At 61.0% G+C, this 22,186-nt stretch carries 24 protein-coding genes and 2 pseudogenes; 7 read left to right on the top strand and 19 right to left on the bottom strand.

The annotated features are described in order from the left end of the window. Nucleotides 1-4: 4 nt before the first annotated feature. From E0F99_RS17895 to E0F99_RS17860, 8 genes are read right to left on the bottom strand one after another with little or no spacing between them, the layout of a single operon-like run. Nucleotides 5-964 carry a metal ABC transporter solute-binding protein, Zn/Mn family gene (locus tag E0F99_RS17895; protein ID WP_083359269.1) on the bottom strand — a complete coding sequence of 320 codons (960 nt, stop codon included), beginning with the start codon at nucleotides 962-964 and terminating at the stop codon, nucleotides 5-7. Next, entirely contained in the window at nucleotides 964-1,863 is a 900-nt protein-coding gene (locus tag E0F99_RS17890) for a metal ABC transporter permease (RefSeq protein WP_083359268.1), read from the bottom strand. The genes E0F99_RS17895 and E0F99_RS17890 overlap by 1 nt, the downstream gene beginning before the upstream one ends. Next, entirely contained in the window at nucleotides 1,860-2,606 is a 747-nt protein-coding gene (locus E0F99_RS17885; RefSeq protein ID WP_083359267.1) for a metal ABC transporter ATP-binding protein, read from the bottom strand. Before E0F99_RS17885 ends, E0F99_RS17890 begins: the two co-directional genes overlap by 4 nt. Then, nucleotides 2,603-3,523, bottom strand: coding sequence for a metal ABC transporter substrate-binding protein (locus E0F99_RS17880; protein WP_083360471.1), 921 nt, complete (start codon nucleotides 3,521-3,523; stop codon nucleotides 2,603-2,605). The genes E0F99_RS17885 and E0F99_RS17880 overlap by 4 nt, the downstream gene beginning before the upstream one ends. Nucleotides 3,524-3,542: 19 nt before the next feature. Further along, on the bottom strand, nucleotides 3,543-4,103 hold the full coding sequence (locus E0F99_RS17875; protein ID WP_083359266.1) for a DUF6162 family protein: 561 nt from the start codon (nucleotides 4,101-4,103) through the stop codon (nucleotides 3,543-3,545). Next, nucleotides 4,100-4,429, bottom strand: a complete 330-nt coding sequence (locus E0F99_RS17870) for a hypothetical protein (RefSeq protein WP_083359265.1) — start codon at nucleotides 4,427-4,429, stop codon at nucleotides 4,100-4,102. The genes E0F99_RS17875 and E0F99_RS17870 overlap by 4 nt, the downstream gene beginning before the upstream one ends. Further along, nucleotides 4,426-4,965 carry a thiamine pyrophosphate-binding protein gene (locus tag E0F99_RS17865; RefSeq protein ID WP_083359264.1) on the bottom strand — a complete coding sequence of 180 codons (540 nt, stop codon included), beginning with the start codon at nucleotides 4,963-4,965 and terminating at the stop codon, nucleotides 4,426-4,428. Before E0F99_RS17865 ends, E0F99_RS17870 begins: the two co-directional genes overlap by 4 nt. Next, entirely contained in the window at nucleotides 4,962-6,164 is a 1,203-nt protein-coding gene (locus tag E0F99_RS17860) for a PepSY-associated TM helix domain-containing protein (RefSeq protein ID WP_083359263.1), read from the bottom strand. The genes E0F99_RS17865 and E0F99_RS17860 overlap by 4 nt, the downstream gene beginning before the upstream one ends. 288 nt (nucleotides 6,165-6,452) lie before the next feature. Between E0F99_RS17860 and leuC the strand changes: the two genes are divergently transcribed. The 3 genes from leuC (at nucleotide 6,453) to E0F99_RS17845 (ending at nucleotide 9,797) form a co-directional block, all read left to right on the top strand. Then, the gene (gene leuC, locus E0F99_RS17855) at nucleotides 6,453-7,871 is read left to right on the top strand and encodes a 3-isopropylmalate dehydratase large subunit (protein WP_083359262.1); all 1,419 of its coding nucleotides are present in this window, start codon (nucleotides 6,453-6,455) and stop codon (nucleotides 7,869-7,871) included. Then, nucleotides 7,868-8,482, top strand: a complete 615-nt coding sequence (leuD, locus tag E0F99_RS17850; RefSeq protein ID WP_083359261.1) for a 3-isopropylmalate dehydratase small subunit — start codon at nucleotides 7,868-7,870, stop codon at nucleotides 8,480-8,482. Before leuC ends, leuD begins: the two co-directional genes overlap by 4 nt. Before the next feature lie 73 nt (nucleotides 8,483-8,555). Next, entirely contained in the window at nucleotides 8,556-9,797 is a 1,242-nt protein-coding gene (locus E0F99_RS17845) for an MFS transporter (protein WP_083359260.1), read from the top strand. Here E0F99_RS17845 and E0F99_RS17840 read toward each other — a convergent pair. From E0F99_RS17840 to soxR, 4 genes are all read right to left on the bottom strand, one after another. Further along, complete coding sequence (locus E0F99_RS17840; RefSeq protein ID WP_173667125.1) at nucleotides 9,778-10,692, bottom strand: LysR substrate-binding domain-containing protein; 915 nt, start codon at nucleotides 10,690-10,692, stop codon at nucleotides 9,778-9,780. The two genes, E0F99_RS17845 and E0F99_RS17840, sit on opposite strands and share 20 nt — an antisense overlap. A gap of 195 nt (nucleotides 10,693-10,887) precedes the next feature. Continuing rightward, nucleotides 10,888-11,763, bottom strand: a complete 876-nt coding sequence (locus E0F99_RS17835) for an alpha/beta fold hydrolase (RefSeq protein WP_083359258.1) — start codon at nucleotides 11,761-11,763, stop codon at nucleotides 10,888-10,890. A gap of 180 nt (nucleotides 11,764-11,943) precedes the next feature. Next, a complete protein-coding gene (locus E0F99_RS17830) occupies nucleotides 11,944-12,402 on the bottom strand; it encodes a VOC family protein (protein WP_083359257.1) in 459 nt (152 codons plus the stop codon). A 115-nt stretch (nucleotides 12,403-12,517) separates the two neighbouring features. After that, nucleotides 12,518-12,967: a redox-sensitive transcriptional activator SoxR gene (gene soxR, locus E0F99_RS17825; RefSeq protein ID WP_083359256.1), complete on the bottom strand. Its 450-nt coding sequence runs from the start codon at nucleotides 12,965-12,967 to the stop codon at nucleotides 12,518-12,520. Between the two features lie 100 nt (nucleotides 12,968-13,067). Between soxR and E0F99_RS17820 the strand changes: the two genes are divergently transcribed. Further along, nucleotides 13,068-13,433, top strand: a complete 366-nt coding sequence (locus tag E0F99_RS17820) for an antibiotic biosynthesis monooxygenase (protein ID WP_083359255.1) — start codon at nucleotides 13,068-13,070, stop codon at nucleotides 13,431-13,433. Here the strand turns inward: E0F99_RS17820 and E0F99_RS17815 are convergent. The 3 genes and pseudogenes from E0F99_RS17815 to E0F99_RS31180 form a co-directional block, all read right to left on the bottom strand. Next, nucleotides 13,422-14,525, bottom strand: coding sequence for a sigma-54 interaction domain-containing protein (locus E0F99_RS17815; RefSeq protein WP_130908842.1), 1,104 nt, complete (start codon nucleotides 14,523-14,525; stop codon nucleotides 13,422-13,424). The genes E0F99_RS17820 and E0F99_RS17815 overlap by 12 nt on opposite strands. An 11-nt stretch (nucleotides 14,526-14,536) precedes the next feature. Next, nucleotides 14,537-14,949: pseudogene (locus E0F99_RS30035) on the bottom strand (hypothetical protein); the annotation flags it as partial. Further along, nucleotides 14,942-15,028: pseudogene (locus E0F99_RS31180) on the bottom strand (hypothetical protein); the annotation flags it as partial. The pseudogenes E0F99_RS31180 and E0F99_RS30035, both read right to left, overlap by 8 nt. A 404-nt stretch (nucleotides 15,029-15,432) precedes the next feature. Here E0F99_RS31180 and E0F99_RS17805 point away from each other — a divergent pair. The 3 genes from E0F99_RS17805 (at nucleotide 15,433) to E0F99_RS17795 (ending at nucleotide 18,954) form a co-directional block, all read left to right on the top strand. After that, nucleotides 15,433-15,702 carry a hypothetical protein gene (locus E0F99_RS17805; RefSeq protein ID WP_083359253.1) on the top strand — a complete coding sequence of 90 codons (270 nt, stop codon included), beginning with the start codon at nucleotides 15,433-15,435 and terminating at the stop codon, nucleotides 15,700-15,702. A 233-nt stretch (nucleotides 15,703-15,935) separates the two neighbouring features. Beyond that, the gene (locus tag E0F99_RS17800; RefSeq protein WP_083359252.1) at nucleotides 15,936-17,096 is read left to right on the top strand and encodes a cysteine desulfurase family protein; all 1,161 of its coding nucleotides are present in this window, start codon (nucleotides 15,936-15,938) and stop codon (nucleotides 17,094-17,096) included. A gap of 49 nt (nucleotides 17,097-17,145) precedes the next feature. Next, nucleotides 17,146-18,954, top strand: coding sequence for an aminopeptidase P family protein (locus E0F99_RS17795; protein ID WP_083359251.1), 1,809 nt, complete (start codon nucleotides 17,146-17,148; stop codon nucleotides 18,952-18,954). A 6-nt stretch (nucleotides 18,955-18,960) separates the two neighbouring features. Here the strand turns inward: E0F99_RS17795 and E0F99_RS17790 are convergent, their stop codons facing one another. The 4 genes from E0F99_RS17790 to rhtA form a co-directional block, all read right to left on the bottom strand. Further along, the gene (locus tag E0F99_RS17790; RefSeq protein ID WP_083359250.1) at nucleotides 18,961-19,551 is read right to left on the bottom strand and encodes a 2-hydroxychromene-2-carboxylate isomerase; all 591 of its coding nucleotides are present in this window, start codon (nucleotides 19,549-19,551) and stop codon (nucleotides 18,961-18,963) included. 36 nt (nucleotides 19,552-19,587) lie between these two features. Beyond that, nucleotides 19,588-20,319 carry an SDR family oxidoreductase gene (locus E0F99_RS17785; RefSeq protein ID WP_083359249.1) on the bottom strand — a complete coding sequence of 244 codons (732 nt, stop codon included), beginning with the start codon at nucleotides 20,317-20,319 and terminating at the stop codon, nucleotides 19,588-19,590. 115 nt (nucleotides 20,320-20,434) lie between these two features. Next, nucleotides 20,435-20,716 carry a hypothetical protein gene (locus tag E0F99_RS17780; RefSeq protein ID WP_083359248.1) on the bottom strand — a complete coding sequence of 94 codons (282 nt, stop codon included), beginning with the start codon at nucleotides 20,714-20,716 and terminating at the stop codon, nucleotides 20,435-20,437. A 167-nt stretch (nucleotides 20,717-20,883) separates the two neighbouring features. Further along, on the bottom strand, nucleotides 20,884-21,771 hold the full coding sequence (gene rhtA / locus E0F99_RS17775; protein WP_083359247.1) for a threonine/homoserine exporter RhtA: 888 nt from the start codon (nucleotides 21,769-21,771) through the stop codon (nucleotides 20,884-20,886). Between the last annotated feature and the right edge of the window lie 415 nt (nucleotides 21,772-22,186).

Genomic DNA, 22,186 nt, shown 5'->3' with positions numbered 1-22,186 from the left:
TGAGTCAGGTATCAGGCGTGAGCGTCTTGATCACCTGATCCACATTGCTTTCCAACTCCGCCACCGGGTCTGCACTGTCGACGTTCAACACCAACAGCTGCGCACCGGATGCCGTCACCGCCGCTTTGACCGCTTCGCTCGGCTGACGGTGATGCAGCACCACGGCCACGTCGCTGTCTTTCAAACGGGCACTTAATTGCTGCAACGCCTCAGGCGTCCAATCCGCATCGGGCCGTGCATCGGTGCTGACCACATCCAGGTTCAGGCTGCTGATCAAATAGGCGAAATGATCGCTCAGGCTGACCACGCTCAGGTTGTCCGCCTGAGCCAATCGCGCTTCGCTGTCGGCATTGAGTTTGAGCAGGCGCTGCTTGAGGGCGGCGAGGTTGGCGTCGATCTTCGGTTTGGCGCTGGGCGCCAGGCGGCTCAGGTCGGCGGCCATCACATCGGCCATGCGCCCCATGTTGTGGCTCGACTGCCACGGCTGGCTGTTCAAACCATCGGCGTTGCCCGGTTGCACGGCGATACCCGGCAAGCCACCGTCCACCGGGCGCGCGGCGTCGACTTCGACGATGCGGATATTGCTGCGCCGCGCCACGGGGTACAGCGGGTCGTCCGCCCACAGCGAGCGCAGGCCGATGGCGGCGTCCGCCTCCTGGGCCAGGGTATTCAACGCCAGCGCGCCACGGCCGGTGAAGTAGGACACCTGCCGTGAACCGGGCAGGTTGGCCGGGGCCGCGCGCTCAAGCTGCACGTTGGTGCCCTTGAGCAGCACCTCGGCCAGCCCATAAGTAATGGGCAGCGACGCCAGGACCTTGACCGGCTTCTTGGCCTTGGTCAGGGCGGCATGGCCGAGGCCTTGGTTGACTTTGAATTCCTTGGGGTCGAGACCGTCGATGGCCAGCGCCGAGGTGCTGATCAGACAGGCGATGGCCAAGGCGATTGGGCGAAAGGCAGGGCGCATTATCCAAGATTCCCTTTGAGGCTGGGCACGGTGCCGCGTGCGATGGCGGCGAAGGCGAAGGCGATACCGGCGACCAGAATAATGGCGGCACCGGATGGGATAGGCAGGTCAAAGATGATCGGTAGCAGGATGCCGCACAGCGTACTCAGCGTGGCGATCACCACCGAGATCCAGAAAAAGCCTTTGAGCGACTGGCTCAGCAGGCGAGCGGCGGCTGCCGGAATCACCAGCAGCGCGCCAACCAGAATGGCGCCGATCACCTTGACCGCCGCCACGGTGATCAACGTCACCAGGATCACAAACAAATAATCCAGGGTCTTCACCGCCACACCGCGCACGGCGGCCAGTTGCGGTTTGAAGCTGGCGAGCATGATGCGGTTGTACAGCGGCAGCGCCAGGGCCATCACCAGTGAGCCAACCACGGCCAGCACCAGCAAGTCGTTGGCGTTGACGGTCAGCACCGAACCAAACAGCACGTTCTCGAGGATGTGCACGTTGATCTTGCCCGCCAGGATCAGCAGCAGGCTCGCACCCAACGCCAGAGACACCGAAAGGAACACGCCAATCAAAGTGTCCGGCGCCAGGCCAGTGCGGTTGCGCAGGTAATTGAGCAGGATGCCGAACAACAGGCAGTAGCCGAACAGCGCACCATACGGCCCGGTGTAGGGTTCACCCAACAGAATGCCCACGGCCACGCCGGTCAGCGCGGCATGCCCGACCGCTTCGGAGAAAAACGCGAAGCGCTTGACCACCACCAGCGTGCCCAGGCCGCCCAGTACCGGGCCGATCAGCAACCCGGCGAGCAAGGCATTGACCACAAACCCATAGGCCAGCGCTTCCGGCAGATAGCCGGAAGAGGCCCAGCCCTGGACCATCAAACGAAACGCTTCATAACTCATTGCGCCGGGCTCCGAGGGTGAGTGGAGAACAGGGTCAACAGGCGATCCGGGGTCAGCGCCTCTTTGGGCGTGGCGTCGAACAGCACGCGGCGGTTGAGGCCGGTGACGCGGTCGGCCAGACGACCCACGGCTTCCAGGTCGTGTTCGATCCAGAGCACGGTGATCCCGGCCATGCGCCAGTCATTCAATAGCCGTTCGAACACCTGGATACCGGCTTCGTCGAGGGCCGACATCGGCTCATCCAGCACCAGCAGGTGCGGCGCCGGGATCAAGCCTTGGGCCAATAACACGCGTTGACGCTCACCGCCGGACAACGCGCCCATGCGACGTTTACGTTTATCCTGCATGCCGACGCGTTCCAGCGCCTCGCCAATCGCTGCGGCGTAATGCTTGGACAGGCCAAGAAACGCCGGGCGTCGTTGACACATGGCGGCCATGAAGTCGTCGACGGTCATTGGCAAGCCCCGGTCGAACTCCAGCGCCTGCGGTACATAACCGACGGTGCCCGGTGTGGTCGGCCATTGCAGGCGCAATTGCCCCTGGTGCGGCGTTTGCCCCAACAGGGTCTTGATCAGCGAGCTTTTGCCGCCGCCATTCGGGCCGACCAATGCGTGGATGCTGCCCGGCTGAACCTGAAAGCTCACGCCGTCGAGGATCAGGGTGCGGCCCAGGGTCAACGACACCTTGTCGAAGTCGAGGGTCGGGCCAATGCTGGCCACCTTCAGGTGTTCCGCCGCCGTCATGCCCCCGACTCCTGAATCGCCCGCACCACGGTATTGAGGTTGCCGGTCATTTCTACTTCGTACTTCTCAGGCGTGTATTCGCCGTAGGAGATATGCGACAGCGGGTACAGCTTGACCCCGGACTCACGCTGGATGGTTTCGACGTAAGTGGATGGGAAATCCATCTCCGAGAAGATCACCTTCACATCCAGGGCGCGCAGTTCGTCGATGGTCTTTTTCAACTGGCTGGGGCTCGGTTCGATGCCGTGGGCCGGCTCGACCACGGCTGTGACTTCCAGGCCGAATTCGCGCAGCAGGTAGTCATAGGCCGCGTGCACAGTGGCTACGCGCAGGTCCGGGTTGGGCGCGCTGGTCAGCTTGGCCAAGGCGTCGGCGCGCATCTGACGCAGGCGCTTGCCGTAGGCGCGGGCGTTCTGGGTGTAGGCCTTGGCGTTGTCCGGGTCGAGCTTGCCCAGCTCGCGGGCGATGTTGTTGACCTGGGCAATCGAGGCGCTGATCGACAGGAAGGTGTGCGGGTTGACCACTTTGCCCGCACCGCGCGCGGCATTGCCGGTGGCGGCCAGCAGCGGCACGTTGGCGTTGGCTTCGATCACCGGGATGCCCGGGCGCTCGCTGGTGGCGATCATGCGGTCGGCGAAATCGTCATGGCCGACACCGTTGAGCACGATTACGTCCAGCGTGCCGATGCGCTTGATGTCGTCGGCGCGTGGTTCGTAGGCGTGGGGGTTGAAACCGGCTGGGATCAGCGGCACTACCTCGGCCTTGTCGCCGACGATCTGGGTGACGTAGCTGTAATAAGGGTGCAGGGTGATGCCGATTCGCAGGCGTTTGGCCGCCTCGGCGTTCGCCAAAGGTGCCAACATCAAACTGAACAGGCTGACCAGCAACAGGCGCAACAGGGGAGATGAAATAGACATGGGCAATCGGTCTTCTCGGTCAGTGGCGGTGCTGGCGCGTGACGCCGGCATCGAATTGCGCGACCACCTGTTGCCAGCCGGCAGCGATCAGCGCCTGGTCAGTGAGGTCGGAAGGGGCGGCGAGGTTGGCTTTTCGGTTGAGCCAGATATCCGGCTCGGCACCGTGCACGCGCATCAGCAGCGAGCCGCTGCCACTGGGCGTCTGGCTCAAGCCCAGATAGGCCGAAGGCGCCAGTAATTGCCAGCGATGGTCGCCACGGCTGACCGAACTGGCGTCCTGGGCAAACGGCGCAAACCCTTCTTCGGCCAGTTGCTCAGGCGTTGGCAGCGCGCTTTGCTCCTGTTGCAGCAACTGGATCTCATCCAGGGTCACCCGCAGGTCGGCGTAGATGCCTTGCTCGGCGGCGCTGAGGTCGCGGCGCGCATCCAACTGGTGGCTGGGCAGCGCCACAACTTCCTGGGTTTCACTGTGCAAGGCCACCACCGAGCCTGCCACTGCGAGGATGATCAGGCACAGCAGTAGCACGTAGAGGGTTTCGTGGCCGGCACCGGCCGGGCGGACTACCTGTGTGGTACTCATTGAGGTTGGATATCCGCTTGGTCGATTTCCACGACGTGGCCGGGGCCTGCATCAAACAGCACATAGAACTCGGCCGCAGGCTTCTTGAAGGTCAGGGTTGAGTCCTGGCCGAGTTTGCCGGGCAGCAGGATGGTTTCGTCGTAGCCGATCACGTCCAGGGTCACACCCGGGGCGCCGCTGCCGTCGGAGAAACCGCCGCTGCACTGGATCTGCTCGCCGGGGATCTCTTTGCATTCGCACATCGGGTTGTGGGCCAGGGCCACAGTACTGAAACCGGCGCCGAGCAACAGTGCGGCGCAGGCGCGGGTCAGGCGCTTGAAAGTCATGGTTTAACTCCTTGCTTGTTCAGCCAGGCAATGGTGGCAGGCGAGGCCTGGCTCAGCGGGATGGAACCCTGGTGCATCGTGCCGTCCCAGCCTTCCATGGTGACCCACAGTTCGGCGTCGGCCGGCGTGCGCTCCGGCACCGGCAAGGCGGCGCCCATGCGGTACGGCGTACCAAAGAAGATCACCCCGGCGGCGCGCAGGCTGCGCGGTTTGCCGATGCGCAGGTAGGTCGCCTTGACCTGCTCGGCGCAGGTGTCGCACAGGGCGGCGTTGAAGAATTTCATCGGGCCGGCCGGGTCCGGGCTTGGGCCTTCATTGCGGAACTCGGCGAGTTTCAGGCTCCAGGGCCCGACCTGCACGTCCCCGACCACCCGCTCACCAATGCCGGTGTCACCGCGAAACAGCGCGGCGTCGGCGAAGTACTTGGGCATGAACCCCAGCGGTACCAGCAACAGCAGGATATTGATATGGAACCGCCATTTCAGCCAAAAGGCGCGCAGCGGCGAAGGGGGCGTAGCGCGAGCGACCTTGCTCATGAGTGGGCCTGCGAGGTTTCAGTCTGCATGGCTGGGATGGAAGCCGGCGCGCGTTGGGTCTTGGCTTCGCGTTTGAAGGCGTTGAGGGTGGCCAGGGCGGTACGCTTGGTCCAGATCAGCAGGCCGCTCAACACCATCATGCTCAGCACCAGGCCGAAGAACGCCCAGATCAGTTTGATCCACAGCCCACCAAAGTCGCCGGTGTGCAGGGGGCGCATGGACTCGGTGACGAACTCCAGCGCCGAGCGATCGGACAGCAAATGCGACACCGCAATTTCGCCGCTGTATGGGTTGAGCTGGGCGGTCTGGAACATCAGTGGGTACCCGCCGCGCCCGCCAATCTGCAGGTGGCTGTAGGCATTAAGCGGCAGGAACACGAAGGTGGCATCCAGCCCGGGAATGCGCTGGGTGGCAATCTTGATGGCGTCGTCCAGCGTGATCATCGGTGCCGGCACGCCGGGCGCAGACGTCGGCACCTTTTCGCGGGCAATCACCGGCACGATCGGTTCGCTGGAGATGGAAATCTGGTTGTCCCCCAGGATCGCCTGGATCAGGAACCAGGTGCCGGTGATGGAAATCACCGCAATAAACCAGATCGACCAGATACCGCTCAGGCGGTGGAAGTCACCCCAGAAGATCCGCGCGCCATGGCGGATACGCAGGGTAGGGCGCAAGAACCCTTTCCAGAAACGCTTGTAGACCACCAGCCCAGTCACCAGCGACGCCAGCAGCGGCAGGCCGAGCGCCGAGACCAGGTACCAGCCCCAACTGAAGCCATTGGTGAACGGCACCAGCCACCAGCCATGCAAGGCGCGGGTAAATTGTTTGAAATTGAACGATGGGCTGATGCCCTGGATCGCGCCGGTGTAGGGGTTGACGTAAACCTCCACGGAGCGCCCATCCGGATAGCTGAGGTCGACACTCAGCGCAAAATGCGTTTCGTCCGGGCGGATGATCGATTGCACGATCACCTGGGGCTCTTCGCGTTTGATGGCGGCGATCACCTGGTCAAAGCTGAGCATTTGGGCGTCATCCGACGGCTTGCTGGCGCGGATGTCCGGGTTGGCCAGCCAGACGATCTCCTGGCTGATCACCGCCAGGGTGCCGGTGACGCAGACGATCAGTACAAAAAACCAGATGGGCAATGCCAGCCAGCTGTGTACGAGAAACCAGAGTTTGGAGCGTGACTTCTTCGACATGTGAATGGGGGTCTTGATCGGAGGGGGCGAAAGAGGCCCGGAAAAGGCCGGTCGTAGCTTTTGCTGACGCGACGGGCTGTATCTAAGTTAAGACGGATGAGCATCAGAAATCCCCAAGCCAGATATGAAAGAAAATGTTTCAGGTTCACATTCGCAGTGGTTTCAGGCACTGATCGAACACGATCCATGTTCCAAGCCATCACCCAGGCGCCATTGATGGCGCGGGGCGGCTGCGTAGGATGGGCGTATGCCGTTGAGCCCGCCCCAGAAACGTGAGCCCTGAGAAAAATGACTGCCAGAACCCTCTACGACAAACACATCGATTCCCACACGGTGTGCGCCCTGGATGACCAAGGCCATGTGCTGCTTTATATCGACCGCCAGGTGATCAACGAATACACCAGCCCCCAGGCCTTCAGTGGCCTGCGTGAGGCTGGGCGTACTGTGTGGCGCCCCGGCACGGCATTGGCGGTGGTCGACCATGTAAACCCCACCACGCCCAAGCGCATCGCAGCCATGCCCGACGCGGGCGGGGCGCGGCAAGTGTCGTACCTGGCGGAAAACTGCCGGGATTTCGGCATTGAACTGCTGGACATCCTCGACAAGCGCCAAGGCATCGAACACGTGATCGCCCCGGAGCAGGGCTTTATCCTGCCAGGCATGGTGATCGCTGCCGGTGACAGCCACACCACCACTTACGGCGCCCTCGGTGCGTTCGGGTTTGGCATCGGCACCTCGGAAATCGAGCACTTGCTGGCGTCGCAGACACTGGTCTACAAACGCCTGAAAAGCCTGCGCGTGACGGTGGACGGCGAGCTGGCGCCGGGCCTGACCTCCAAAGACGTGATCATGGCGCTGATCGGCAAGATCGGCGCGTCGGGTGCCACCGGTTACGCCATCGAGTTTCGCGGTTCCACCCTTGATGCGTTGAGTGTCGAAGCGCGCATGACCATTTGCAACATGGCGGTGGAAGCCGGTGCGCGTGGCGCGTTCATGGCACCGGACGAAAAAGTCTTCGCCTACCTTAAAGGCAAACCGCGCGCGCCCAAGGGCGAGGTGTGGGAACAGGCACTGGTGGGCTGGCGCCAACTGCATTCGGACGCAGGTGCCGTGTTCGACCAGGAAGTACACCTCGATGCGAACACCTTGGAGCCGATGGTCACCTGGGGCACCAGCCCCGATCAGGCGGCGCCTATCGGTGCCCGCGTGCCAGACCCGCAGGACGTCAGCGACCTGATCCTGCGCCAGAACATGCGCCGCGCCCTCAACTATATGGGCCTGGAAGCCGGCATGTTGCTGAGCGATATCGTCATCAGCCATGCGTTTATCGGCTCTTGCACCAACGCGCGTATCGAAGACCTGCGCGACGCCGCCAGCGTGGTGCGCGGTAAGCACGTCGCCGACCACGTGCGGGCGATGATCGTGCCCGGCTCCACGGAGGTGCGTGACCAAGCCGAGGCCGAAGGGCTGGCGGCGATCTTCATCGACGCCGGTTTCGAATGGCGCCAGTCCGGCTGCTCAATGTGCCTGGCGATGAACGACGATGTGCTCGGCCACGGCGACCGTTGCGCGTCCAGCACCAACCGCAATTTCGAAGGCCGCCAGGGCGCCGGTGCACGTACGCACCTGATGAGCCCGGTGATGGTTGCCGCCGCCGCTATCACCGGCCGCCTCACCGATATTCGCCACTTTGGAGACCGCGCATGAGCCTGCAACCTTTTACGCAGGTCACCGGCAAGGCCGCGCCGATGCTGGCGGCGAATATCGACACGGACGTGATCATGCCCAAGCAGTTCCTCAAGGGCATCGACCGCAGCGGCCTCGACCGTGGGCTGTTCTTCGACCTGCGCTTTTTGGCGTCGGGCGAGCCCAACCCTGAGTTTGTGCTCAACCAGCCGGCCTGGCAGGGCGCGAGTTTTATGGTGGTTGGGCCGAACTTTGGCTGTGGCTCCAGCCGCGAACACGCGGTGTGGGGCTTGAAACAAATGGGCATCCGCGCGCTGATCGGCAGCAGCTTTGCCGGGATTTTCTATGACAACTGTCAGCGTAACGGGGTGTTGTTGATTACCTTGGACGAGGCGGTGTTGCAAAGACTCGGGCAGACCGTCAGCACGGCTGCCCAGGCGCAGATCAGCGTAGATCTGGCGGCACAGGACATTCGTTTGGCCGATGGTAGTGTCATCCCGTTCCAGCTGGACACGTTGCGCAAGACCGCGTTGCTATTGGGCCTGGACGCGATTGGCAGCACCTTGCAGCGCAGTGAACAGATCAAGGCCTTCGAGCGCCAACATTTGGCCAACAATCCCTGGCTCGGTTGACACGCCAGGCGCCTTGGCCTTAAGTGGGACCGACAAGGAAGTCGGCTCATGATAATAAAGGGAAGTGCCTGACATGGACGTGCTCAACATTGAGCCTGAAGCAACGCGGTCGACCCGCAACGCACGCTTGATCATCTTCGCCCGCGGCGTCTCGGATTTCGGCGCATTCCTCAACATGGTGGCGCTGTCCACCTATGTCTATTGGCTCAGCCAAAGCGTGGTGTTTGTCAGTATTTTCCTGGCGTGCCGCGTCACCGGTGGCATTGTCGCCAGCCTGTTCGGCATCCCGTTTTTCCGGCGCTTTGCCGGGCGTGGCACGTTGGCGGGGCTCGACTTAGCGAGGGCGCTGTTGCTGACGCCGCTGTTGGTGCTGATACCGGCGCATCAACTCAGCGTGCTGCCCTTTATCGCGTTTGGCATTGGCTTATGCAATTCGCTGTTTGCGATTGGCCTGAACAGCCAGTTGCCGACCTGGGTCGCGCTTGAACAGCGGGTGAGCACCAATGCCTGGATCACGTCGGCGGCGGCCACGGGTGCGGTCTTCGGCAGCCTGCTGTCCGGGTTACTGATTGCCACCGGAGGATTCGAGTCGGTGTTTGCCGTCAACATCGGCACCTACGTCCTGGCTGCGTGCCTGATCCTGCCGTTGCGTGGGTTGTACTCAGTCGTCGTCGCCGCACATCGTGGGCTTTGGGCTGAATGGCGCGAGCTGACCCAAGGCCTGCGTGGCGCGCCGGTGCTGGCGGCGGTGCTGTTGATCAGCATGCTCGACACCCTCGGCAGCGCGGCGCATAACGTCGGCTGGCCGGTGCTGTCGCAGTACATCTCGCCGGACACGGCCAAGACCGTCATGGGTTACCTGCTGGCAGTGTGGGCGTGTGGAAAGTTTATCGGCGCGCGAATCGCCAGTGCGCTGTTAAAACGCCGTGGCACTCAAGCCATGGAGCGCCTGTTTATGCTGGGCGTGGTGTTGATGTCCAGCGGCTTTATCATGACCTTTCAGCAAACCGAGCTGTGGCTGGCGCTGCTGTGGGTGGTGTGGGCCGGGTTGGGCGATGGCGTGTCCGAGGTGGCGTTGGTCTGCCGCGCGCAAAGCGAGCCTGACAGCCTGCGCCTGCCGCTGTTCAGCTTATTGACCCTGATCCAGATGGCTGGCTTCGGTGTAGGCATGTTGGTGGTCGGGCCGTTTTACCTGACGTGGACGCCGGCGCAGGTGATTGTGCTATTTCATGGGCTGCCGCTGACGGCCTTGGTGGTCATGACGGTATGGCTGGGCTACAGCGCCAGCCGGGAAGTCAAATCGACAACCCCTTGAAGTGCTCCTGCAAAAATTCCACACAGGCCCTTAATTTCCCGGAGTAGGCCAAACGTGTCGGGTACACCGCCCACACGTTGGCACTCTGGGTGTAGTCGTGCAGCACCTGCACCAGCTCGCCCTGTTCCAGCAACGCCTTCACGTCCCACATCGAGCGCAGTAACACGCCGCGCCCGTCCAGGGCCCACTGCAATACGATTTCGCCATTGTTGGAAGACAGCGGCCCGCGCACGCGCACGCTGTCGGGGGCGCCGTCACGCTCCAGGTTCCAGATGCCGAAGGCGTTGTCGCGTTCCTTGATCACCAAGCAGTCGTGTTGCTCCAGATCGCTTAACTGTTGTGGCGTGCCACGGCGTTTGAGATAGGCCGGAGCGGCGCACAGCACCCGGCGGTTGCTCACTAGGCGTCGGCCGATGTGCTGGCCGGGGATGTCATCGCCCACGCGGATCTCCAGGTCGAAGCCTTCGCTGACGATGTCCACCACGCGGTCGAACAGGTCCAGGCGAATTTCCAGGTCGGGGTACCGCTCGGCCAGCAATGACAGGGCAGGCGCCACATGATTGCGGCCAAAGCCGAAGCTGCTGCACAGGTGCAGATGGCCGCGCGGGCTGTCATGGGCGTCGGAGAGTTCATCGCGAAGTTGCTGGAAATCTTCGAGGATGCGCACTGCCCAGCGCTGCACCCGTTCACCGTCTTCGGTCAGGGCGATACGCCGGCTGGTGCGGTGCAACAGGCGCGTGGCCAGGGTGGTTTCGAGGATCTGGATGCGCTTGCTGACATACGCAGGCGACAGCCCCAGCTCATCGGCGGCGGCGGCAAAGCCAGCCTTGCGGATCACAGTGAGGAACACCCGCAGGTCTTCGGGTAGGGGCACGGTATCTTTCTTATGAGTCATCAGAAACAGACGTAGCGGTATGAGCCGCCACAATAGCATCGGTGTTTACTCGGCAGTGATCTTGGCCTGTGCCGCAACGCGCGCAGGCCGACCGCGCTTTTTGGTCACCTGGGCCAGGAACGGCACCGCCAAGATCTGGCAGCCTGCGAGGCGGGTGTTTCAGGTCACGCAGCTACAGGGTTCAGTGCAATGGCTTCAGCGAAGAAAGCTGAGGACTTCGCCCAGCAACAATTCAGGGACTTCTTCGGCAATGTAATGGCCGGCCGGCAGGGCTTTGCCACGCACGTCGGTGGCGACTTTCTGCCACTCCTTGAGCGGGTCGAAACAGCGGCCGACGGTGCCTTCGGCGCCCCACATCACCAGTAACGGCAGGTTCAGGTGTTTACCAGCGTCGATATCCGCCTGGTCGTGCTCAAGGTCGATACCGGCGGCAGCACGGTAGTCTTCGCAGATGCCGCGAGCCGTGCCGGGCAATTGCAGGCAGCGCAGGTATTCGGCAAAGGCTTCATCGGTGAACGGCTTGAGCCCCGCGCTGCGGCTGCCCATCACGCTGTGCAGGTACAGTTCCGGGGTGCTCTCGATCAAGGCTTCCGGCAATGGCGCCGGGCGGATCAGGAAGAACCAGTGCCAGTAGGCGCGGGCGAACGCTTCATTGGTCTGGGCGTACATCGACAGGGTCGGTGCAATATCCAGCAATACCATGCGTTGCAGCGCTTTTGGATGATCCAGCGCCAGGCGATGGGCAACGCGGGCGCCACGGTCGTGGGCCAGCACCGAAAAGGTATCCAAGCCTAAGGCCTGCATCAGCTCGATGCTGTCGCGGGCCATTTTGCGTTTCGAGTGGTTGGCGTGTTGGTCATCGGCTGGCGGCTTGCTGCTGTCGCCATAACCGCGCAGGTCGGCCGCGACCACGGTGAAATGCTCGGCCAGCTGTTCGGCGACTTTGTGCCAGATGACGTGGGTTTGTGGGTGCCCGTGCAGCAGGAGCAGGCCGGGACCTGTACCGCCTTTGCGGTAGCTGATGTTCACGCCATTGACGTGGCACTGGTCTTTTTGGAATCCGGCGAACATGGAATGACTCCTCGTGATGATTGCCTGCATCGTGGAATCACGCGGCGTTCGGGGCAAGGGGGAAAGCGTGGAGGGGGTGTTCATGAAGTGTGTAGGAGCCTGACCTTCCAAGCGATGAAGGTCGACGGTGGGAGCGAGCACGCCCGCTCCCATATTTGGATGTGTATGCGGCCAGGAAACTCAGCCTTGCTTGAACATCTGCATGGCGCGCTGGCGGATCTGCTCCTCAGTCAGGTCTTCCTTGCGCGTGGCCAGGAACCACAGGTGGCCGAACGGATCCTTAACGCTCGCCGAGCGGTCGCCATAGAACTGATCCTGCGGCTCGGACACCACGCTGGCGCCTGCTGCAACGGCTTGTTTGAATTGCGCATCCACGTCATTGACGTACAAGTGCAGGCCAACACTGGTGTGTTCGGCCGGGTTGCGCAGGGCCATGTCAGCGCAGGGTGAGCCGAGCATGATTGCCGAGTCGCCAATACGCAGCTCGGCGTGGCCGACTTTGCCGTCGGGCATGTCCAGGCGCATGACCTGTGTGGCGCCGAAGGCTTTCTGGTAGAACTCGATGGCTTGGGCGGCGTTGTCGATACCCATATAGGGCGTGACGCTGTGATAACCCTCAGGGATAGGTTTGACGCTCATATCGTCCTCCTTGGTTGTCAGTGTGCAGGCAGGCCTTTTCACTATAGGCCACGTATCGCGTGGCCTGTGGCTAGCCGACGAGGTGTTGCCAGGCAACAGTGATCGGGCTTTTACTTCAGTTTTTTTCGGTGGGTTCTAACAACTGCGCCCCCGGCCCGCGCTCACCAAGCTGATCCCCCTGATTACGCAACGGGCAGGCCTCCAGTGACAAACACCCACACCCGATACACCCACTGAGCTTGTCGCGCAGCAGCATCAATTTGTTGATGCGATCATCCAGATCCTCTCGCCACAGCGCCGACAACCGTTCCCAGTCTTTAGTGGTGGGCGTGCGCCCATCCGGCAACGTCTGCAACGCCTCGCCAATCGTTGCCAGCGCAATCCCCAAACGCTGGGCTATTTTGATTACCACCACTCGGCGCAACACATCCCGTGGGTAGCGCCGCTGGTTGCCGGCATTACGATTGCTCTTGATCAACCCCTTGGCTTCATAGAAGTGCAGGGCCGTGACCGCGACACCACTGCGGGCGGCCAATTGGCCGACGGTAAGTGCTTTGTTGAGCATGAAAAACTCCGAAACAATGCTTGACCTTGACTTAACTAGAGGTTTTACCCTGCGTGGCATCGAATCGCAAGATTCTGCCTACAGAGAAAGGGGAGTGTTCATGCCGGTATCAGAGAAAAATCGCAGCTTCACTCAACTGATCGAGTTTCAGATCGAGCCCCGGCAGCAACGGGCGCTGGTGGCGGCGTTGTCCACCCAAAGCGAGCGCTTGGCCCAGGGCCATGGCGGCTTTATCAATGCGAGTGTGCAAGTCAGCGATGACGGGCGGCGGGTGCTCAATTACCTGCAATGGCGCTCGCGCGAGGAGGGCGAGGCTGCCTTCAAATGCTTTGAGCACGGCGAGGAAGATTTCTGGGCGCTGATCCGCGCCCATCAGGCCACGGCGGTGACCTTTGGTTCGTTTCAGGTGCTGCGCAGTTTTGAGCGCAGCCATGACAATGCGTTGCACTGCCGCCTAAATGGATAGGTGCAACATGCGCTCGCCTTGCACGTTTTCCCCGGGACGGCGCTTGTTCACCGCCAACTCGCCAATTTTGATCAAGCGGGTGCGCGTGACGTTACGGCTCAAGCCCAGCAGGTTGGCGGTGTGCACCTGGTTGTAATGGCTGAAGCGATAAGCCGCGCGCAATAACGCGTCCTCGACTTTTTCGTGCAGGGCGCCAGCCTGTTCCTCGAACAGCTTTTGAAAGGCGCGCGCCAGTAACGCTTCGGCGCTGTTGTCGGTGCCGTGCTGGCTGTTGTCCTGGCGCTCGATGCGCATGTTCGACAGGCGTAAATCATCGCGTTCGATCACGCCGTTACGGCAGATCAGCAAAGTGTGGTGAATCACGTTTTCCAGCTCGCGAATATTGCCCGGCCAGCGGTAGCTTTTGAGCTTGTGTTCGGCCTCACGGCTGATAGTGATCGGGCCGTAACCGAGACGCTGGCTGTAGGCTTCGATGAAGTGCCGGGTCAGCGGCAGGATATCGCCGGGGCGCTCGCGCAGCGGGCTCAGTTCCAGGCTGACCACGTCGAGACGGTAGTAGAGGTCTTCGCGAAAATGCCCGGCGTTGATGGCTTTTTCCAGCTGTACGTTGGTGGCGGCCAGTACGCGTACATCAATTGGAATGCTCTTGCGCGAACCCAGACGCACCACTTCGCGTTCCTGCAACACGCGCAGCAACTTGACCTGGATCGCCATCGGCAAATCGCCAATTTCATCCAGAAACAAGGTACCGCCGTCGGCCTCTTCGAACCAGCCGGCTTTGGCGCTGAGGGCGCCGGTAAACGCGCCTTTTTCATGGCCGAACAGTTCGGCTTCGACCAGTGATTCAGAAAACGCACCGCAATTGACCGCCATGAACGGCCGGTTGCGCCGCGCACTGAGGTTATGGATATGGCGCGCCACCAGCTCTTTACCGGTACCGGTTTCGCCGATGATCAGCACGCTGGCCTCGCTGGGCGCCACTTGCTGGATGTGGGCAAGCAGCGCCTGGGATTTGGGGTCTTCGAAGACCTGGGCCGTGGCGCGGATAGAGGTCGCGAGGGCGGGCGAGGGCGGTAGGGTCAACAGCTGCATGGGCACCTCTCTTAAGAGTAGAACGTTGGAATCGGCAGGGACGGGTTCAGCGCCCAGTCCCCAGTTCGTGGAGTTTGTAGTCCACCAGGTCGTGTAGGGTTTGCGTGCGCAGGTTGCGCCAGCGTGCTCCACCAGCAGGCGCACACCTTCAAGCGCCATCCAGAACTCGCCCTAATGGCGCAGCACGTTCGAGGCCTGGCGCTGGCCGATGGTTGTGCAAGGTGACGCCGCTGCGCCCGCTGGCAATGGCCGCGATCAGCAGTTTGCCGCCGGCGCTTTCATCGACCGCCGAGGCGATGAGCATTTCCGAGTCGCTGGCGCCGGAGCAGAAGTTCTTCTGACCAGAGAGCTCGCGCCAGTCGCCGAAATCCTTGACCACCGTGCGGGTGTCCAGCGGATTGAGGGCGTTGCCCCAGCACCCGTTCGGCGGCCAGGTCGTGGGCTGCGTCGGAAGAGCCGTCGAAGTACAGTGGCGGATACGGCTTCTGCACCGGAGGGCAAAGGTCATGAACAGTTCCTTTTCAACAGCGGGACGCAGCGGATGAAGTGCAAGGTGTTGAGCAAGGGCTGTACTAACGGCTGGACGTCTTGATTGGGGAGGGCTTCAGGCTCCCTGCTGAAAAGTGAAACTGTTGGCTGCTTGGTGTTTTGTTGAATGATTGTTGCCAGGGCAACAGTTGCGTGACGAACAGTGATGATTCGGCGTGAGGCCATTTATAGAGGGTTACGTATATTCCGTAAATGAATGTGTTTATATATTTATAGATCTTAAATGCATATTAATAACTGGCTATTGCAGGTGTCTGAATGGTTGATAGCGACTATCACGGGCGATGATTTTTCAGCGTGCCAGCGCGGGAGTAGCCTGTGTTCATTGACTTGAAACCTCCTTCGCAGGGCCTTCACCATGAACCACTTTCTGGCTGTTTCCTTAGTAGTTGTCAGCTCCGTCCTCGCCGGTTGTGCGACCCATCCTTTACCTGAATCGCGCCCCTACACTGCCGAAGAAACCAAGCAGCTTGCGTTGGAGGCACTGAGCCGTCGTGGCCTGTCGTTTGACGAATACCAACAGCAACGCGCCGCACTGACCGGCCAGCCACACAAGACCTTCGACTTTGATCACCAAGGTGAAATGAACGCCGAACGCAACGTGGCCCTGAGGGGGCGTCCCAGTTGAACCTGCGCTCAGCGGCAAAAAGCCCGAGGATTCCCTTAAGGAACCTCGGGCTTTTTGTTTGCCATGGGGCGACTTCAGCCTGTTAAGCTGAATTTCAGGAGCGTTCCTACGCACATTTACATAAAGTGGTTCTTCTTTAATGGCATTCGATCGGTTAAACCTGACGACCTCTGTTCCGGTTGATGCCCCTGAGACGCTGCTCTCGGGAATACGCTCTGCGAGTCTTAAACGTCATGAATAAACGTCCGTTGTATTTCGACTACGCCGCCACCACGCCGGTGGATGAGCGGGTCATCCAGGCGATGGTCGAGTGTCTGGGCTTCAATGCCAATTTCGGTAACCCTGCGTCCAGTTCCCATGCGTTCGGCCTAGCGGCCCGGCAAACGGTTGAACAGGCGCGGCGCCAGGTCGCCGAGCTGGTCGGGGCCAGCCCTGAGCAGATCGTCTGGACGTCCGGTGCGACTGAATCCAACAACCTTGCGATCAAGGGCGTGGCCCAAGCGCGCGGGGTTGCAGGCGGGCATATCATCACCAGTCAGATCGAACACAAGGCCACGTTGGACACTGCGCGGCAGTTGCAGGAAGCCGGGGTTGCCGTGACCTATCTGGTGCCGGACGCCGACGGGTTGATCAGCGCCACGGCGGTGAGTGAAGCCCTGCGCGAAGACACCTTTCTGGTGTCGTTGATGCTGGTGAATAACGAACTCGGCACCTTGAACGACATTCCTGGCATCGGCGCGCGCGTGCTTGAGCACGGCGCGCTGCTGCATGTGGACGCGGCGCAAGGAGCGGGCAAAGTTGCGATCGACCTGGCTGAATGGCCGGTGGACCTGATGTCCTTTTCTGCGCACAAGCTGTATGGCCCCAAGGGCATCGGCGCGCTGTATGTAGGCCCGCGCGCGCAACAGAAAGTGTTGGCGCAGATGCATGGCGGTGGTCACGAGGGCGGTTTGCGCTCCGGCACTTTGGCAACGCATCAGATTGCAGGCATGGGCACTGCGTTCGCCTTGGCGGCACAGTCCTTTACTGCGGAAAAGGCCACCATCGTCGCCTTGCGTCAGCGTCTGCTCGAGCAGTTGGAAACGGTGGCCGGTGTGCGCCTTAATGGCAGCGCCACGCAGCGTATTCCGCATACCCTCAGCCTGACGTTCAGCGAAGGTGAATTCAATTCCGCCGCACTCAGCGCGGGCATCGCTTTTTCGGCGACCTCGGCGTGCAACTCGGCGAGCAATGCGCCGTCCCACGTGCTTCTGGCCCTGGGCCATGACGCGCGCAGCGCCGGACGTACCATTCGCTTGAGCCTGGGCCGGTTTACCACCGAACAGGATATCGACCAGGCTGTGCAACTGATCAAGGCCGCACTCGCCAGTGCACCGGCGTTCTGGGTCGTTTAATTTTTCAGTCGCAGCACATAACAATTATTAGTGGTTAGCAGGAGACACAATGAGTACGCAGCCTTTGACCCATGGAACGGTTCCCCAGCGCCTGGCGCATACCCGTGAACTGATGCGCCGCGAGAGCATTCACGCCTTGCTGGTGCCGTCGGCCGACCCGCATTTGTCCGAGTACTTGCCGGGTTACTGGCAGGGTCGGCAATGGTTGTCGGGGTTTCATGGCTCAGTGGGCACGTTGATTGTCACGGCAGATTTCGCTGGCGTCTGGGCCGATAGCCGTTACTGGGAACAGGCGACCAAGGAACTCAAGGGCAGCGGCATTGAGCTGGTGAAGTTGCAGCCCGGCCAACCCGGCCCGCTGGAGTGGCTGGCCGAGCAAACCCCGGAAGGCGGTGTGGTGGCGGTGGACGGCGCGGTCATGGCCGTGGCCTCGGCGCGGACCTTGGGCGGCAAGTTGGCCGAGCGCGGTGCGCGTTTGCGTACTGATATCGACTTACTCAATGAAGTCTGGCAAGACCGCCCGACGTTGCCAAACCAGCCGATCTATCAACACCTGCCACCGCAAGCTACCGTCAGCCGTGGCGAAAAACTTGCCGCGCTGCGTGCCAGTTTGAAAGAGAAGGGCGCCGATTGGCATTTCATCGCTACCCTGGATGACATCGCCTGGCTGTTCAACCTGCGCGGCGGCGATGTGTCGTTCAACCCGGTGTTTGTCTCCTTTGCCTTGATCAACCAGCAGCAGGCTACGTTGTTTGTGGCGCTGAGTAAGGTTGATACCGAGTTGCGCGCGGTGCTGGAGCAGGACGGTGTAACCCTGCGCGACTACAGCGAAGTGGGGCAGGCGCTGCGTGCCGTGCCGGCGGGCGCGAGCCTGCACGTCGACCCGGCGCGAGTGACGGCCGGCTTGCTGGAAAACCTCGATGCCAGCGTCAAGCTGATTGAAGGGTTGAACCCGACCACACTGGCCAAATCGCGCAAGAGCCTGGCGGACGCCGAGCACATCCGCCAAGCCATGGAGCAGGACGGCGCAGCGTTGTGCGAATTCTTCGCCTGGCTGGACAGTGCGCTGGGTCGTGAACGCATCACTGAGCTGACCATCGACGAACACCTGACAGCTGCACGTACCCGTCGTCCGGGTTATGTGTCGTTGAGCTTCAACACTATCGCCGCATTCAACGCCAATGGCGCGATGCCGCATTACCACGCCACCGAGGAAGAGCACGCGCTGATCGAAGGCGATGGCTTACTGCTGATCGACTCGGGTGGCCAGTACCTGGGCGGCACCACGGATATCACGCGGATGGTGCCGATCGGCTCGCCGAGTGAAGCGCAAAAGCGCGACTGCACGCGTGTGCTCAAGGGCGTGATTGCCCTGTCGAGTGCGCACTTCCCCAAAGGGATTCTGTCGCCGCTGTTGGATTCAATCGCGCGGGCGCCGATCTGGGCCGAGGGTGTGGACTACGGCCACGGCACCGGTCACGGCGTAGGCTATTTCCTGAATGTGCATGAAGGCCCGCAGGTGATCGCCTATCAGGCTGGCGCTGCACCGCAAACCGCGATGCAGCCAGGCATGATCACCTCGATTGAGCCGGGCACTTATCGCCCAGGCCGCTGGGGGGTGCGCATCGAGAACCTGGTGTTGAACCGCGAAGCGGGCAAGACCGAGTTTGGTGAGTTCCTCAAGTTCGAAACCTTGACCTTGTGCCCGATTGACACCCGTTGTCTGGAGGCGTCGTTGCTGACGGCGGACGAGCGCGAGTGGTTCAACGCCTACCACGCCGAGGTCCGCGAGCGGTTGAGCCCGTTGCTCAACGGTGCGGCGCTGGCGTGGCTGCAGCTGCGTACAGCGGCGATTTGACCGGCTCTAGCTGAGGGCTTCGCGCACAAAGTCCAGACGGTCCTGACCGAAGAACAGCTGGTTGCCTACAAACATACTGGGGGCACCGAACACGCCACGCTGCACGGCTTGTTCGGTGTTGCCCTTGAGTGCGGCTTTTACGCTTTCTTCGTTGGCCAGGGCCAGCACTTCGTCGGGGTTGAACCCTGCTTCGTTCAGCACCGAGCCCACGACCGCGGAATCCCCCAAATCACGACCTTCGACCCAGAGCGCGCGGAACAGACAGTCGATGATGCTTTGGAAACGTTCGGGGTGGCGCATTTGCATGCCGGTCACTGCACGCATCAGCACCAGGGTGTTGATGGGGAAGTGCGGGTTGAACTGAAGCGTCACGTTGTAGCGTTGGGCGTATCGGGCCAAATCATTAAACATGTAACGGCCCTTTGCCGGGACGCTGATCGGCGAGGCATTGCCGGTGGCTTTGAATACGCCGCCGAGCAGCATAGGGCGGTACACCAGCTGTGCGTCGGTTTCGGCGCACAGGGCGGGGAGTTGGGTGTAGGCCAGGTAAGTGGCGGGGCTGCCAAGGTCAAAGAAGAACTCCAGAGTTTTACTCATCGTCGATGCTCGCTGCTTATTGTTATGGAGGCGTGTTTACCAGGATTCATTCCAGGGGCGCAGGTCCAGCTCAAAGGTCCAAGCGTCGCGCGGTTGGCTGTGCAGGTACCAGTAGTTATCGGCGATGTGTTCGGGATTGAGGATGCCGTCCTGATCTTTCTGGGCGTATTTTTGCGGGAAATTGTCGCGAATAAAGTCAGTGTCGATGGCGCCATCAACTACCACATGGGCGACGTGGATATTCCTGGGCCCCAATTCTCGCGCCATGCTTTGCGCGAGCGCTCGGATGCCATGCTTGGCGCCAGCGAACGCAGCGAAACCCGCACTGCCGCGTAAGCCTGCGGTCGCTCCGGTGAACAGGATAGTGCCGCGGTTGCGGGTGACCATGCGCTTGGCCACTTCGCGCGCGTTCAGGAAGCCGGAGAAGCAGGCCATCTCCCAGATCTTGAAGTACTTGCGCGCGGTTTCTTCGAGGATGCTGCACGGCACGTTGGCGCCGATGTTGAAAACGAACGCTTCGATGGGCCCAAGCCTGGTTTCGATCTCTTCGATCAGGGCGACGACGTCTTCTTCTTTGCGCGCATCGCAGGCAAAGCCGTGGGCTTCGCCACCGGCTGACTGGATGCTGTCGATCAGGTGCTGCAACTTGTCTGCGCTGCGCCGGGTGACACAGGCCACGTAACCTTCGCGGGCGAAGCGCTTGGCAATAGCGCCGCCGGTGGCATCACCGGCACCCACTACCAATACGATTTTCTTGTTGTGCGTCATGGGGACTCCGTTGCTCGATTGTCGAGCAGGAGTGTAGCCGCAGCGTCGTGAATGGCCGGGTCGATGTCAGAAATTTAAGAAAGGGGGAGCAGTCGGATGCGGACTGCTCGGTCGGTCATTTACAGATGACGATCATACTGCGGCTGGTATAGCCGGCAGGGTTGAGGCCAAAAGGGTAGTCGCCAGGCTCTTCGGAGTTGTCACCGGATTTGGCGATCACTCGGTAGCCTTTGGCACCACATGAGTTGGTCGCGCTGCTGTAGCACTGGTCCCAGGAGGAGGACAGGCCGGAACAGTTGATATGCAACCCTTTTTTGCCCCGTTTCACTTCTGTCTTGGTGGTCGCAGCACAGCCAGCAATGCCCACGACCATTAACAGTATCAAAATTCGTTTCATCACTATCCTTAATAGCCGCTTCGCAAAAAAAGGCTCGAAGCAGGCTCTACTCGCTCTCGATTGTAGCGTGCAGGCGTCCGTGTCGAAATTCTCCATGAATGGCGTTCGTTCAAGGCCTAAACATGGCCTAAATGGGCCGCAAATACCAGAGCCACCTTTAAAGATGATCAGTCCGCTGGCACCAATGGCTTGGTTTCATTGCGCATCGTCAGCGTGGCGCCTGCGGAGGCCAGAATAATGCAGCTGATGGCCAGCCATTGTGCCAAGGACAGGTGCTCCTGCAGGAAGAACAGGCCCGAGAGTGCGCCGAATGCAGGTTCAATGCTCATCAGGGTGCCAAAGGTGCGGGCTGGCAGGCGAGTGAGCGCGACCATTTCCAGGGTGTAGGGCAAGGCCGTGGAAAGAATGGCGACACCAATGGCGACGGGGATCAATGCAGGCGACAAGAGCGCAGTACCGGCGTGGACGATGCCGATCGGCGCAACAAATAAGGCTGCGATCATTACACCAAGGGCTGCGGTTTGGACGCCATTGTCGTTGCCGGCCTTCTGGCCAAACAGAATGTAGAGCGCCCAGCACACGCCGGCGCCCAAGGCGTAGGCTGCACCGGTCAAGTCGATGCCGTTGCTGGTTTCTCCTATGGGGATCAATAAGAGAAGGCCGGCGACGGCGAGCCCAATCCATAGGAAATCCACGGCTCGGCGCGAAGCATAGATGGCGACCGCGAGTGGCCCGGTGAATTCCAGTGCTACCGCGATGCCCAGCGGCACGGTGCGCAATGACATATAGAAGAGGAAGTTCATACCGCCCAGCGCCATTCCATAGATGATGACAGTGCGCAGGGACCTGGCCGTCAGCTTGGCACGCCATGGGCGTAATAGAAGCAGCATGATCACACTGGCGAAAATCAGGCGCAGGGTGGTGGTGCCTTGGGCGCCGACGATGGGAAACATGCTCTTGGCCAGCGAAGCGCCGGACTGGATGGAGGCCATGGCGATCAACAGCAGGCCGACTGGAAACAATGCCGAGGCCAGGCTGCGGGGTGGGGTGGTCATTGAGGGGGGGCGTCCGAGGTCTTAGTAGAGAAGCAGAAGGCATATGATGCTTAACAGTTCCTGTTTGAGCAATATATTGCTCAGGTTGAGTCATTTGACTCTCTATAGAGGAGGGGGCTGTAGGTTTTTCGCCCGTTTGATAGAAAATTCAAATTAAGGCTTGACGGCAGATTCTGGAAGTCTATAATTCGCCCCACTTCCGGCGCAGTCGAAACGGAAAACTCCTTGGTAAACAAAGAGTTACGCAAGATTCGACAGCGAGTTGCTTCAGTTCATCGAAGCCCAGAAGGAGTTGGTAGGGCAGTGTTGTTTGGCTCTATTAACGTTTCGATCTTCTCGGTCGAAAGCGGAGAAAAAGAGGTGTTGACAGCAGCGTGTAACGCTGTAGAATTCGCCTCCCGCTAACGAGAGATCG

The sequence above is a fragment of the Pseudomonas antarctica genome (assembly GCF_900624995.1).
Lineage (GTDB): Bacteria > Pseudomonadota > Gammaproteobacteria > Pseudomonadales > Pseudomonadaceae > Aquipseudomonas > Aquipseudomonas antarctica.
This window is presented reverse-complemented; position numbering and strand designations above follow the sequence as displayed.